Below are 12,460 nucleotides of genomic sequence, written 5' to 3'. Positions count from 1 at the left end.
AATGGCGCCATGAACGTCGCCGGCCTGTCCGCCTGGTGGGGCCTGCCATTTGCCGGCATGCTGCTGTCCATCGCGCTGGGGCCGTTGCTGGCGCCCAATTTCTGGCACCACCACTACGGCAAGCTCACCGCGTTGTGGGCGCTGGCCTTTCTGCTGCCCTGCGGTCTGCTGCTGGGCCCTGGCGTGGCGGCCGGCAGTTTCGCGCACGCGCTGGTGGAGGAATACATCCCCTTCATCGTCTTGCTGACGGCCTTGTACGTGGTGGCCGGCGGCATCCACATCCGCGGCAACCTGCACGGCAGCCCGTGGCTGAACACTGGACTGCTGGGTGTGGGGGCTGTGCTGGCCAGCCTGATGGGCACCACCGGTGCGTCCATGCTGCTGCTGCGCCCGCTGCTGCGTGCCAATGACAACCGGCGCCACCAGGCCCATGTGGTGGTGTTCTTCATCTTCATCGTCTCCAACGCGGGCGGGGTGCTGACGCCGCTGGGCGACCCGCCGCTGTTCCTGGGTTTCCTGCGCGGGGTGGACTTTTTCTGGACCGTGCGCCATCTGCTGCCCGAGGCGCTGTTCCTCAACGGCAGCCTGTTGGCGATCTTCTTCGCGCTCGACATTTGGTACTACCGCAAGGAGGGTGTGCTGGCGCATGACCCGACGCCGGACACCCGGGGCTTCGGCTTTGACGGCGCCCGCAATTTCGCCCTGCTGGCCGCCATCCTGGGCCTGGTGCTGCTCAGCGGCTTGTGGAAGCCGGGTGTCGTGTTCCGTCTGGCCGGCGTGGAGGTGGGGCTCCCGGGCCTGGTGCGCGACACTGGGCTGGTGGCGGTGGCGCTGCTGTCATGGAAGATCACCCCCCGCCAGGTGCATGCGGCAAACCAGTTCGCGTGGGCGCCCATGGTCGAAGTGGCCAAGCTGTTTGCCGGCATCTTCCTCACCATTGCGCCGGTCATCGCCATGCTGCGTGCTGGCGCGCACGGGCCGTTTGCGGCCGTGGTCGCGGCCGTCACCCGGCCCGACGGCCAGCCCGATACGGCCATGTACTTCTGGACCACCGGCCTGCTCAGCAGCTTCCTGGACAACGCGCCCACCTACCTGGTGTTCTTCAATACCGCGGGTGGTGACCCGGTGGTGCTGATGGCCGCCAACGCTGCCACGCTGGCGGCCATATCGGCCGGCGCGGTGTTCATGGGCGCAAACAGTTATATTGGCAATGCGCCCAACCTGATGGTCAAGGCCATTGCCGAGCAGCGCGGCGTGGCCATGCCCGGTTTCTTCGGCTATATGGCCTGGTCGGGCGCGGTGCTGCTGCCCTTGTTCATCATCATGACTTTCATCTGGTTCAGGTAGACAACCCATGAGCAAACCCAAGATCCTGGTGGCGCGCGCCACCTTTCCCGAAGTGATAGAGCGCCTGTCGCAGCACTTCGACGTCAGCCACAACCAGACCGACGAGGCCTGGACCAAGGCGCAACTGACCGAAAAACTCAAAGGCCAGCAGGGCGCCTTCACCACCGGCGGCGAGCGCATCGACGGAGAGGTGCTGGCGGCCTGCCCCGGCCTGAAGATCTGCGCCAACATGGCCGTGGGCTTCAACAACTTCGACGTCGACGCCATGACCGCCGCCGGCGTGCTGGGCACCAACGCGCCCGACGTGCTGACCGAGACCACCGCTGACTTCGGCTTCGCGCTCATCATGGCCACCGCGCGGCGCGTGACCGAGAGCGAGCATTTCCTGCGCGCCGGCAAGTGGGGGCGTTGGAGCTACGACATGTTTGCCGGCTCCGATGTGCATGGCGCCACGCTGGGCATCCTGGGCATGGGCCGCATCGGCCAAGGCATAGCCAGGCGCGGCGCGCACGGTTTCGGCATGAACGTGATCTACCACAACCGCTCCAAGCTGGACCCGGCCCTTGAGGCTGCCTGCAAGGCGCGCTACGTGTCCAAGGAAGAGCTGCTGAAGACGGCGGACCACCTGATCCTGGTGCTGCCGTATTCGCCGGCTTCGCACCATGCCATAGGCGCGGCCGAGATCGCGCTGATGAAGCCTACCGCCACGCTGGTCAACATCGCACGCGGCGGCATCGTCGATGACGCCGCCTTGGCCGTGGCCTTGCGCGAGCGCCGCATTGCCGCCGCCGGGCTGGACGTGTTCGAAGGCGAGCCCAAAGTGCACCCGGACCTGTTGACCGTGCCCAATGTGGTGCTGACGCCGCACATCGCCAGCGCCACCTTGCCCACGCGGCTGGCCATGGCCAACCTGGCAGCCGACAACCTGATTTCATTCCTCATTGAAGGCAAGGCGCTGACACCCATCAACCCCGCTGTGCTGAGCAAGGCCTGAACCCATTTTGCGCCGACAATCGGAGCAAAGGGGATTTCGGCTTTGAATGACATGGTTGCATGGGCGGCGGTGCTGCTGGGCGTGGTGAATCTGGGCGTGCTGCTGTGGCTGGCACAGCGCGGCCGGGGTGGGGATGAACAGGCCGTGCAGGAGCAGAACGCCAAGCTGCTGACCGCCATGCTGGACAGCGTCGACAAGCTGGAGCGCGAGTTGCGCCGCGAGCTGGGTGACGGCGCCCGCGCTTCGCGTCAGGAACTGGCGCAGAGCTTCACCGCTTTTCAACAAAGCGTGGTGCAGCAAAGCGGCGAGGCGCTGCGCACGCAGAACACGCAGATGGACGCCTTTGGCGGCCAGCTGGCACAACTGCAGAAGTCGCTGGGTGACACCTTGACCACGCAGCTGCAAAACCTCAGCGAGGCCAATGCCCGGCGCATGACCGAGGTGCGCGGCACGCTGGAGGCGCAGCTGGCGCAACTGCAGCAGAGCAATGCCGCCAAGCTGGACGAGATGCGCGCCACCGTGGACGAGAAGCTGCAGACCACCTTGCAGGCCCGGCTGGGCGAGAGCTTCAAACAGGTGGCCGACCGGCTGGACCAGGTGCACAAGGGCCTGGGCGAAATGCAGACGCTGGCGCAAGGCGTGGGTGACCTGAAGCACTTGCTGACCAATGTGAAGACACGTGGCATGTTTGGCGAGGCCCAGTTGGCCAGCCTGTTGGAACAGGTGCTGGTGGTCGACCAGTACGCGGCCCAGGTGGCGACGCGCCCGGGCAGCAAGAACACGGTGGATTTCGCCATCAAGCTGCCCGGCAAGTCGATCGACGGCACGCCGCTGTGGCTGCCCATCGATGCCAAGTTTCCCAATGAGGACTACGAGCGCCTGCTGGACGCGCAAGGCCGGGCCGACGCCGTCGGCGCCGAGATCGCTGGCAAGGCACTGGAACTGCGCATACGGCTTGAAGCCAAGTCCATTGCAGAAAAATACATCGAGCCGCCGCACACCACCGACTTCGCCATCCTGTTCCTGCCCACCGAGGGCCTGTACGCCGAGGTGCTGCGCCGCCCGGGGCTGATGGAGGCGCTGCAGCGCGACCACCGCATCACGCTGGCCGGCCCCACCACCTTGCTGGCCATGCTGAGTTCGCTGCAAATGGGTTTTCGCACGCTGGCGCTGGAGAAGCGCTCCAGCGAGGTGTGGCAGGTGCTGGGCGCGGTGAAGACCGAGTTCGGCAAGTTCGGCGACGTGCTGGCCAAGGTCAAGTCGCAGACGCAGACCGTGCTCAACACGTTGGAAAACGCCGAGCAGCGCAGCCGCGTGATGGGCCGCACGCTGCGTCAGGTGGAGGCGCTGCCGGAGGAGCAGTCCAAGGCCTTGCTGCCGCTGGACAAGGACGGGGAAGAGGGCATGCTGTGAGTGGCGGCGGGGCGTCGGTAGCGCCCGAGCACAGCGCCAGGCGTTCCGAGTTGGCGCGCCTGGTGTCCGCACAGGTCTGCCTGCACGCCACCATGGCCGGCATGCGCATGGCCACGCCGCTGCTGGCGCTGAAGGCCGGCTACAGTACGCTGGCGGTGGGGCTGCTGCTGGCGCTGTTTTCAGTGACGCAGGTGTTCCTGGCGCTGCCGGCTGGCCGCTATGCCGACCGCCACGGCCTGGTGCGGCCGGTGGGCTTCAGCGTGGCGGCGGCCATGCTGGGTGCCGGCCTGGCTTTCATTTTTCCCTACGTGCCGGTGCTGTGCGCCAGTGCGTTGCTGACCGGCGGCGCCGCCGGCGTCACGGTGATCGCGCTGCAGCGCCATGTGGGCCGGGCGGCGGCTGACGCCACTGATTTGAAACGGGTGTTCAGCTGGCTGGCCATCGGACCGGCGGTGTCCAACTTCGTCGGCCCCTTGCTGGCCGGCGTGCTGATCGACCACGCCGGCATCTGGCTGGGCGGCAGCATGGGTGACACCAACGGCTTTCGCGCCGCCTTCCTGGCCATGGCGCTGCTGCCGCTGCTGACCTGGTACTGGGTGCGCACGGCGCACGAGTTGCCACCGGTGGAATTGCAGCCGCAGCGCAGCCGCTGGCAAGCGCTGGACCTGTTGCGAGACCCCATGATGCGCCGGCTGATGATCGTCAACTGGATACTGTCGGCCTGCTGGGACACCCACACCTTCGTGCTGCCGGTGCTGGGCGTGGAGCGCGGCTTCAGCGCCTCGGTGATTGGTGCCATCCTGGGCGGCTTCGCGGTGGCCGCCGCTGCGGTGCGGGTGCTGATCCCGGTGGTGGCCGCGCACCTGCATGAGTGGGTGGTGGTGACCGGTGCCATGCTGATGACGGCGCTGTGTTTTGCCGTCTACCCGTTCCTGCACACCCCCTGGTCCATGGGCCTGTTTTCGGTGCTGCTGGGCCTGGCCCTGGGCTGCGTGCAGCCCATGCTGATGAGCACGCTGCACCAGATCACACCTGAGGCGCGCCATGGCGAGGCGCTGGGCCTGCGGCTGATGGCGCTGAACGCTTCCAGCGTGGCCATGCCTTTCCTGTTTGGCAGCGCCGGCGCGGTGGTGGGCATATCGCTGGTGTTCTGGTGCATGGGCACCGCAGTGGGCCTGGGGGCCCAGCAGGCCTGGCGGCTGCGTCCGCAGGCGCACCACCCGGCGCCCGGCTGAGGCCTGAGTCGCCGCCGGGCCGCCCCAAGGCGACTGCGGCCCCCCTCGGGCGCCACTACTCCCGTGGCAGCTGGTAGTGCTCGCGTACCACGTCCCAGGCCGCCTGCGGGTCGTCCACATGGGCGATCAGGCCCAGGTCCTCGGGGGAGACCACGCCTTCTTCCACCAGCATGTCGAAGTTGATCAGCCGCTTCCAGTAGTCGGAGCCGTACAGCACGATGGGCACCGGCTTGGCCTTGCGCGTCTGCACCAGCGTGATGACCTCGAACAGCTCATCCAGCGTGCCAAAGCCGCCGGGAAACGCCACCAGCGCCTGCGCCCGCATCATGAAGTGCATCTTGCGCATGGCGAAGTAGTGGAACTTGAAGCACAGCGCGGGCGTGATGTAGGGGTTGGGCTCCTGCTCGTGCGGCAGGCCGATGTTCAGGCCCACGCTTTGCGCGCCCATCTCGTGGGCGCCGCGGTTGGCCGCCTCCATGATGCCCGGGCCGCCGCCGGTGCAGATGTACAGGCGCTCGCGCTTGGGCCGGGTGGTGGCGTAGCCGGCCACCAGGCGGGCAAACAGCCGCGCCTGGTCGTACCACTGGGCATTCTTCACCTGCAATTGGGCCGCGGCCAGCGCCTGCGGGTCGCCACTGGCTTGGGCCGCATCTAGCGCCAGCTGCGCCTGCTCGGGTGAGCGAAAGCGCGCGCTGCCGTAGACCACGATTGTGTTCTCTATGCCGGCGGCGCGCTGCTCCAGGTCGGGCTTGAGCATTTCCAGCTGCATGCGTATGCCGCGCGTCTCGCGGCGCAGCAGGAATTCGGGGTCGGCAAAGGCCACGCGGTAGGCGTCGGCTTCCAGCGGCGTGCCGGCGTCGAAGTGGTATTTGAGTTCGGCCCAGGCATCGGCCAGGGTGCGGTCGTTGGGGTTCAGTGCGCCATCCATCCCAGCATTGTCATGCAAAGCGCCGACCTGCGGGCCGCCGGGTCAGGCTTGCAGAACTTGCCGCAGCGCCTGGGCGATGGTGCTGGCCACGGACACCGCATTGGTGGCGTGCCGGATGCAGTCGGTGCTCCAGACCTCGTCCACCCCCGCCTGCTGTATCAGCGCCAGCGCGTCGCCGGCAAACAGCGCATGCGTCACCGCCACGTCCACCGAAGTGGCGCCAGCCTGCAACAGCAGGCGTGCGGCCCCCGCCAGTGTCTCGCCGGTGCTGGCCACGTCGTCCAGCAGCACCACCTGGCGGCCGGCCACACCCACCCCATCGGGCAGCAGGATGTCCACCACGTGGTCGCTGTGCCGGGTCTTGCGGCACACCGCGTGTTCCAGGCCATGGGCAGCAGCTGCCGCCGCCACCCATTGGGCGGATTCTTCATCCGGCCCCACCAGCAGTGGCCGCTGGCGCTGGCGCGCGATCAGTTCCCCAAGCGCCGGGGCCGCGCTCGGGGCAATGGCCTGCACGGAGGGAATGGCCTCGGCCAGGGTGGCCACACGGTGCAGGTGCGGGTCCACGGTGATCACGGCGTCGAACAGGTCGGCCAGGAAGTGCCCCACGATGCGCTGGCTGACCACCTCGCCGGGCGTGAACTCGGCGTCCTGCCGCATGTAGGCCAGGTAGGGGGCGACCAGGGTCAGGTGGCGCGCGCCGTGCAGGCGCGCGGCGCGCCCGGCCAGCAGCAGCTCCAGCAGCTTCTCGTTCGGGTTGTGCAGTGAGCGCAGCAGCACCACGCGTTCAGGCAGCGGCCGGGGCAACCGCAGGCTGATTTCGCCATCGGGAAAGCGGTGGCGCGCCAGCGGCAGCGCGTTCAAGCCGGCGGCCTGCGCCAGGTTGGCGGCGAAAGCCTGCTCGTCTTCGAAATACAACAGGGCGGGGGGCATGGTCATCAGAACTCCACGAAGACACGCGGCACTTCGGCGGCGCTGCCAATGCTGAAACCGCTGGCGCGGGCGCAAGCCTCGCGGGCGAATTGCAGGTCGCTGGGGAATGCCGCGTGCACGCGGTACAGCGGCTCGCCGGTCGCGACGGCATCGCCCAGCTTCTTGAACAGGTCCAGCCCGGCGCCGGCGGCCTTGGGCGCGCCGGCCGCGCGCGCCAGGTGCGCCACGTGCAGGTTGTCGATGCCGGTGACCACGCCATCGCGTTCAGCCGTCACGTCGAAGCTCAAAGCGCCCAGTGCAGGGTTGTTGTGGTCGAAATGCCTGCTGCCCTGCGCGGCCACGATGTCGTTCATCTTGGCCAGAGCGCGTCCGGAGTCCAGGATGTCGCGCGCGATAGAGAAGCCGTCGCCGCCGCGCACATCGGGGTCGCACTCGATCAGCCGGCCGGCCAGGCGCAGCGCCTTCTGGCGCAGGTCGTTGGGTGCGCGCGGGTCGTTTTCCAGCACGCGCATGACGTCGCGGGCTTCCAGCATGGGGCCGATGCCGTTGCCAATGGGCTGGCGACCATCGGTGATGACCACGTCCAGCGACAGGTGCATGCGGCCGGCCACGTACTCGAACAGCTTGCGCAGCCGCTGGGCGTCGGCCATGGAGCGCACCTTGGCGGTGGGGCCAATGGGGATGTCCAGCACCAGGTGGGTGGAGCCGGCGGCAATTTTCTTGGACAGGATGGAAGCCACCATCTGCCCCGGTGAATCCAGCGCCAGCGGGCGCTCCACCGAGATCAGCACGTCATCGGCCGGTGACAGGCTGGCGGTGCCACCCCAGGCCAGGCAACCATGGTGCTGGCGCACCATGTCCGACAGTTTGTCCAGCGGCAGTTCCACCTCGGCCAGCACCTCCATCGTGTCGGCGGTGCCGGCCGGCGAGGTGATGGCGCGTGACGAGGTCTTCGGGCACAGCATGCCGTAAGCCGCCACGATGGGGACCACCAGCATGGAGGTGCGGTTGCCGGGAATGCCGCCTATGCAGTGCTTGTCCACCACCAGCGGGTCGTGCCAGTCCATCCGGTGGCCGCTGGCCACCATGGCGTCGGTGAGGAAGAACACCTCCTCGCGGTCCAGCTCACCCCTGCTGGTGGCCACCACGAAGGCGGTCAGCTCGATCTTGGAATAGCGCAACTGGGCGATGTCGCGCACGATGCCCGCATAGTCCTCGCGGTCCAGCCGCTCGCCGGCGATCTTGCGGTGCAACGCTGCGATGGAGGCGGGCGGCACGGCTTGGGAGATGAAGGCCGGCATGGCGTCCTGCACGGCCAGTTGCGAAAATGCGTCTTCCGACAGGCCAATTTCCTCACGGCCCACGATGCTGGCGTCGTCCACCACATTCAGCGTCGCCAGGATACTGTGGCCGTTGGTGCGCACCTCGACCTTGGACAGGGCCTGGAAACCCTCGGCCCGGTACAGCGCGCAGTCGCGGTGCAGGTAGGCCACGTTTTCACGGTAGGTGTCGATGGCCACGCGGCGCAGGGTCAGCGAGGTGGGGGCGGGCCGCGCCGTCGCGACGGGCAGGGCCTGGGCGTCTGTTGCAGTGCTCATGCGTATAGCCTACCCTGGCCGGTGGCGCGACAACATGTCCCAGATCAATTGGCCTGGGGGAAGCAACAAAGCAAAAAGGCTTCCCGAGGGAAGCCTTTTCAGAGGTCTGCGCGGACGGCGCTCAGACGCGGCGGCGGTACTCGCCCGTGCGGGTGTCGATTTCGACCTTGTCGCCCTGGGCGACGAAAATCGGCACGCCGACTTCAAAGCCGGTGGCGATCTTGGCGGGCTTGAGCACCTTGCCCGAGGTGTCGCCCTTGACGGCCGGCTCGGTCCAGGTGATTTCGCGTTCCACGCTGGTGGGCAGTTCCACCGAAATGGCCTTGCCTTCGTAGAACACCACTTCCACCGCCATGCCGTCTTCCAGGTAGTTCAGTGCGTCGCCCATGTTTTCGGCTTCGACTTCGTACTGGTTGTAGTCGGCGTCCATGCACACATACATGGGGTCGGCGAAGTAGGAATAGGTGCAGTCCTTCTTGTCCAGGATGATCTGGTCCATCTTGTCGTCGGCCTTGAACACCACTTCGGTGCCGAAGTTGGCGATCAGGCTCTTGAGCTTCATGCGCACGGTGGCGGAGTTGCGGCCGCCGCGGCTGTATTCGGTCTTCAGCACGACCATCGGGTCCTTGCCATGCATGATCACGTTGCCGGCGCGGATTTCTTGAGCGATTTTCATAGTGTTGGCTTGAGTTGTCTGGTGTTCAGGTGCCAGGATTTGCGCAGTCCATGCTGCGTGGCCAGGCTGTAATTGAAAGATGGCTGATTACTTGATGTGGCCTTGCCAAAATTCAAGCCGCCAACTTCTGTAAAGCCTTGGATTATAACGTTTTTTTGCTAAGTTTTGAGCAATTCTCGGACAAAACCAAGCAGCTGGCTGCTCAGATCCGGCAAGGCCAGTTGCCTGGCCCTGGTTTGGCTGGCCCAGGCCTGCCATTCGTCGGCCAGCAGCGGGGGCAGGGGCTGGCCCATGCTGGCGTTCCAGCTGGCGTGAAATTGACACAAGGAGCCGGGCATGCCAAGCACCTGCTGCAGGGCTTGCAGCTTCAGCAAGTGCGCGCCGTCGTCCTGCGGGTATATCTGCCAGACGAAGGGCTTGCCAGCCCACAGCGCGCGCACCAGCGAATCTTCACCACGGACGAAGTTCAGGTCGCAGGCCCACAGCAGGTGGTCAAAGTCGGGTTGGCTGAATGAGGGCAGGTAAGTCACCCGCAGCCGGCCTTGGGCATTCCAGTCGCCAGCGGCAGTGGTCTTGTGGTGCATCGCCGCGCGTACCGCATCCGCAGCACGCCCATGGGTCACCAGCAGGTGGCTTTCGACTGGCCCCTGGGCCAATTGGTCCAGCAGATCGGTCAAGGCGGGCGGGTGGTAACAGAACAGCGAGATGCGCCGGACGCGGTGGTTGCTGTCCGTGCTGGCGGCAATGCCGTGTTCACGCAGCCACATGTGGGCGTCAAAACGGGCTTGTCGCTCCTGCAGGTCCTGTTCGCGCAACAGGCCACCTGTGGCCGGAGTGAAGCCGGGGTAGAAAAAATGCTTGGTCAACCCGGCGCCTGGGCCACGCATCACCGGCGAGGGCAGGCGGTGCGAGCGCTCCACATAGTCTTCGGCAGACAGGTACTCCAGGTTAACCCAAGCGGCTTTGGCGCCGGTGCGCAACAGGTGCTGGGCATAAGCAGCCACATTCTCCGGCGCGGGCTCGCAGCCGAAGGCTTCCACCAGCACGTCAGCCATGGGCATGTCATCCGGCACGGCCAACGGCGTCGTCCAATGGCGCACCTCCACCCCTGTCGGGTAGCCGTCTGGCGCCATCCAGGTCAGGGCTGTGATGTCGTCCACCCACAGTCTTGCCTGGTGTCCGCGCGCTGCCAGGTCGCGGCACAGGCGCCAGCAGACGCCGATGTCGCCGAAGTTGTCGATGACCTTGCAAAAGATGTCCCACTGCATGCTGGCTCGGTGTGAAAAAGCAGTGTCGGGTACAGTGTGGGCCGAAGGGCCGGACGGATGCCGCTGCGTTGGCATTATCGACAAACCCGCCAGCCCCTGGAGACATGACGACAACCGGCCCCAGCCATTCCGAACAGCTGCTCAGCGAAGTGGCTGCCTTGCCCGCCTTGCCCGGTGTGTACCGCTACTTCGACGCCGACGGCGCGGTGTTGTACGTGGGCAAGGCCATCAACCTGAAGAAGCGGGTCTCCAGCTACTTCCAGAAGAACCACGGTGGCACGCGCATAGGCTTCATGGTCGGGCGCATCGTGCGCATGGAGACCACAGTGGTGCGCTCCGAGGCCGAGGCGCTGCTGCTGGAAAACAACCTGATCAAGGCGCTGAACCCGAAATACAACATCCTGTTTCGGGACGACAAGAGCTACCCCTACCTGAAGATCACCGGCGCCACACCGCCCGGCGCCACGCCCAAGGCCAGTGACTTTCCGCGTGTGGCCTATTACCGCGGTGCGGTGGAGAAGAAGCACCACTACTTCGGCCCCTATCCCAGCGCCTGGGCGGTGAAGGAAGGCATTTTGCTGATCCAGAAGGTGTTTCGCCTGCGTACCTGCGAGGACCCGGTGTTCAACAACCGCACCCGGCCCTGCTTGCTGTACCAGATCAAGCGCTGTTCGGCGCCCTGCGTGGGCCACATCTCGGCGGACGACTACGCCCAGTCGGTGGCCAATGCCGGCGCCTTCCTGCGCGGCGACACACAGGACGTGTTGCGCTCGCTGGAGGGGCGCATGATGGCGCATGCCGACAAACTGGAGTTCGAGCAGGCCGCCGAACTGCGCAACCAGATGTCGGCCTTGTCCAATGTGCTGCACCAGCAATCGGTGGACACGGTCAGCGACCGCGACGTTGACATCCTGGCTGTGCGGGTGCAGGGCGGCAGGGCCTGCGTCAACCTGGCCATGGTGCGCGGTGGCCGCCACCTGGGGGACCGGCCGTATTTCCCCGCCCATGTGGAGGAGGCCACGTCCCTCCATGAAGATGCAGTGGCGGATCAGGGTGAAGAGGAGGGTGACGTGCCCCGGCTCAGCGTCGAGGCGCAGATCCTGGAGGCCTTCATTGCCCAACATTACATGGACATCGCAGTGCCGCCTTCTCTGGTGGTCAGCGAACCGGTCAGCAAGACCTTGCTGGAGGCCTTGGGCGAGCAGTCGGGCACGCGGGTGACGGCGGTGCACCAGCCGCGCGAGCAACGCCGCATCTGGCTGGAGATGGCGCAGAAGAATGCCGACATCCAACTGGCCCGCCTGTTGGCCGAAGAAGGCTCGCAACAGGCCCGCACGCGCGCGCTGGTGGACGCGCTGGACCTGGCGCCGGACAACCTGGAGACCTTCCGCATCGAGTGCTTCGACATCTCGCACACCGCCGGTGAGAACACCCAGGCCTCCTGCGTGGTGTTCCACCACCACAAGATGCAAAGCAGCGAATACCGCCGCTACAACATCGAGGGCATCACCGGCGGTGACGATTACGCCGCCATGCGCCAGGTGCTGACGCGCCGCTACAGCAAGCTGGTCGAGGCCGCGCGCAACGCCGAGGGCCGCCTGCCCGACCTGGTGCTGGTGGACGGCGGGCGCGGCCAGGTGGCGATGGCGCGCGAGGTGTTCGAAGAGTTGGGCCTGGCGTTGAACCTGATCGCGGGCGTGGAAAAGGGCGAGGGCCGCAAGGTCGGCCTGGAAGAGCTGGTGTTTGCCGATGGGCGCGACAAGGTCTACCTGGGCCGCGACTCGGCGGCGCTGATGCTGGTGGCGCAGATACGCGACGAGGCGCACCGCTTCGCCATCACCGGCATGCGCGCGCAGCGTGCCAAGGTGCGGGTGGGTGGCAGCAAGCTGGAGGAGGTGCCGGGCGTGGGCCCCAAGCGACGCGCCAAGCTGCTGCAACGCTTTGGCGGCGTGCGCGGTGTGGCGTCGGCCAGTGCCGCTGACCTGGCCACTGTGGACGGCATCTCCAAGGAGCTGGCCGAAGAGATTTACCGCGCTTTGCGCTGAGCGGGCCGCACCCAGAGCCTGCC

General features: G+C 66.5%; 10 protein-coding genes. 5 read left to right on the top strand and 5 right to left on the bottom strand.

Annotated elements, in window-relative coordinates; genetic code table 11:
• Positions 1-9 precede the first annotated feature (9 nt).
• From AC1DX2_RS08110 to AC1DX2_RS08095, 4 genes are read left to right on the top strand one after another with little or no spacing between them, the layout of a single operon-like run.
• A complete protein-coding gene (locus AC1DX2_RS08110) occupies positions 10-1,347 on the top strand; it encodes a sodium:proton antiporter (protein ID WP_477195827.1) in 1,338 nt (445 codons plus the stop codon).
• A gap of 7 nt (positions 1,348-1,354) precedes the next feature.
• Positions 1,355-2,341 carry a 2-hydroxyacid dehydrogenase gene (locus tag AC1DX2_RS08105; protein WP_477195826.1) on the top strand — a complete coding sequence of 329 codons (987 nt, stop codon included), beginning with the start codon at positions 1,355-1,357 and terminating at the stop codon, positions 2,339-2,341.
• Positions 2,342-2,392: 51 nt separating this feature from the next.
• A complete protein-coding gene (locus tag AC1DX2_RS08100; RefSeq protein WP_477195825.1) occupies positions 2,393-3,754 on the top strand; it encodes a DNA recombination protein RmuC in 1,362 nt (453 codons plus the stop codon).
• Positions 3,751-4,989 (top strand): MFS transporter, encoded by a 1,239-nt coding sequence (locus AC1DX2_RS08095; protein WP_477195824.1) that lies wholly within the window; start codon positions 3,751-3,753, stop codon positions 4,987-4,989. The genes AC1DX2_RS08100 and AC1DX2_RS08095 overlap by 4 nt, the downstream gene beginning before the upstream one ends.
• 55 nt (positions 4,990-5,044) lie before the next feature.
• Here the strand turns inward: AC1DX2_RS08095 and AC1DX2_RS08090 are convergent, their stop codons facing one another.
• The 5 genes from AC1DX2_RS08090 to earP form a co-directional block, all read right to left on the bottom strand.
• Complete coding sequence (locus AC1DX2_RS08090) at positions 5,045-5,917, bottom strand: LOG family protein (protein WP_477195823.1); 873 nt, start codon at positions 5,915-5,917, stop codon at positions 5,045-5,047.
• A gap of 42 nt (positions 5,918-5,959) precedes the next feature.
• Entirely contained in the window at positions 5,960-6,856 is an 897-nt protein-coding gene (locus AC1DX2_RS08085; protein WP_477195822.1) for a ribose-phosphate diphosphokinase, read from the bottom strand.
• Entirely contained in the window at positions 6,856-8,448 is a 1,593-nt protein-coding gene (locus AC1DX2_RS08080; RefSeq protein ID WP_477195821.1) for a thymidine phosphorylase family protein, read from the bottom strand. Before AC1DX2_RS08080 ends, AC1DX2_RS08085 begins: the two co-directional genes overlap by 1 nt.
• A gap of 121 nt (positions 8,449-8,569) precedes the next feature.
• The gene (gene efp / locus AC1DX2_RS08075) at positions 8,570-9,124 is read right to left on the bottom strand and encodes an elongation factor P (protein WP_477195820.1); all 555 of its coding nucleotides are present in this window, start codon (positions 9,122-9,124) and stop codon (positions 8,570-8,572) included.
• A gap of 158 nt (positions 9,125-9,282) precedes the next feature.
• Positions 9,283-10,392, bottom strand: coding sequence for an elongation factor P maturation arginine rhamnosyltransferase EarP (earP, locus tag AC1DX2_RS08070; RefSeq protein WP_477195819.1), 1,110 nt, complete (start codon positions 10,390-10,392; stop codon positions 9,283-9,285).
• 104 nt (positions 10,393-10,496) lie between these two features.
• Here earP and uvrC point away from each other — a divergent pair, with 104 nt between their 5' ends.
• Complete coding sequence (gene uvrC, locus AC1DX2_RS08065) at positions 10,497-12,437, top strand: excinuclease ABC subunit UvrC (protein WP_477195818.1); 1,941 nt, start codon at positions 10,497-10,499, stop codon at positions 12,435-12,437.
• Positions 12,438-12,460: the final 23 nt, after the last annotated feature.

Source organism: Hylemonella sp. P2_B10, from assembly GCF_056404875.1.
This window is presented reverse-complemented; position numbering and strand designations above follow the sequence as displayed.

Excerpts from the sequence above, each read along its gene's own strand:
- AC1DX2_RS08110 (WP_477195827.1), top strand. The coding sequence starts at position 10 with ATGAACGTCGCCGGCCTGTCCGCCTGGTGGGGCCTGCCATTTGCCGGC.
- AC1DX2_RS08105 (WP_477195826.1), top strand. The coding sequence starts at position 1,355 with ATGAGCAAACCCAAGATCCTGGTGGCGCGCGCCACCTTTCCCGAAGTG.
- AC1DX2_RS08100 (WP_477195825.1), top strand. The coding sequence starts at position 2,393 with ATGGTTGCATGGGCGGCGGTGCTGCTGGGCGTGGTGAATCTGGGCGTG.
- AC1DX2_RS08090 (WP_477195823.1), bottom strand. The coding sequence starts at position 5,917 with ATGGATGGCGCACTGAACCCCAACGACCGCACCCTGGCCGATGCCTGG.
- AC1DX2_RS08085 (WP_477195822.1), bottom strand. The coding sequence starts at position 6,856 with ATGACCATGCCCCCCGCCCTGTTGTATTTCGAAGACGAGCAGGCTTTC.
- AC1DX2_RS08080 (WP_477195821.1), bottom strand. The coding sequence starts at position 8,448 with ATGAGCACTGCAACAGACGCCCAGGCCCTGCCCGTCGCGACGGCGCGG.
- efp (WP_477195820.1), bottom strand. The coding sequence starts at position 9,124 with ATGAAAATCGCTCAAGAAATCCGCGCCGGCAACGTGATCATGCATGGC.
- earP (WP_477195819.1), bottom strand. The coding sequence starts at position 10,392 with ATGCAGTGGGACATCTTTTGCAAGGTCATCGACAACTTCGGCGACATC.
- uvrC (WP_477195818.1), top strand. The coding sequence starts at position 10,497 with ATGACGACAACCGGCCCCAGCCATTCCGAACAGCTGCTCAGCGAAGTG.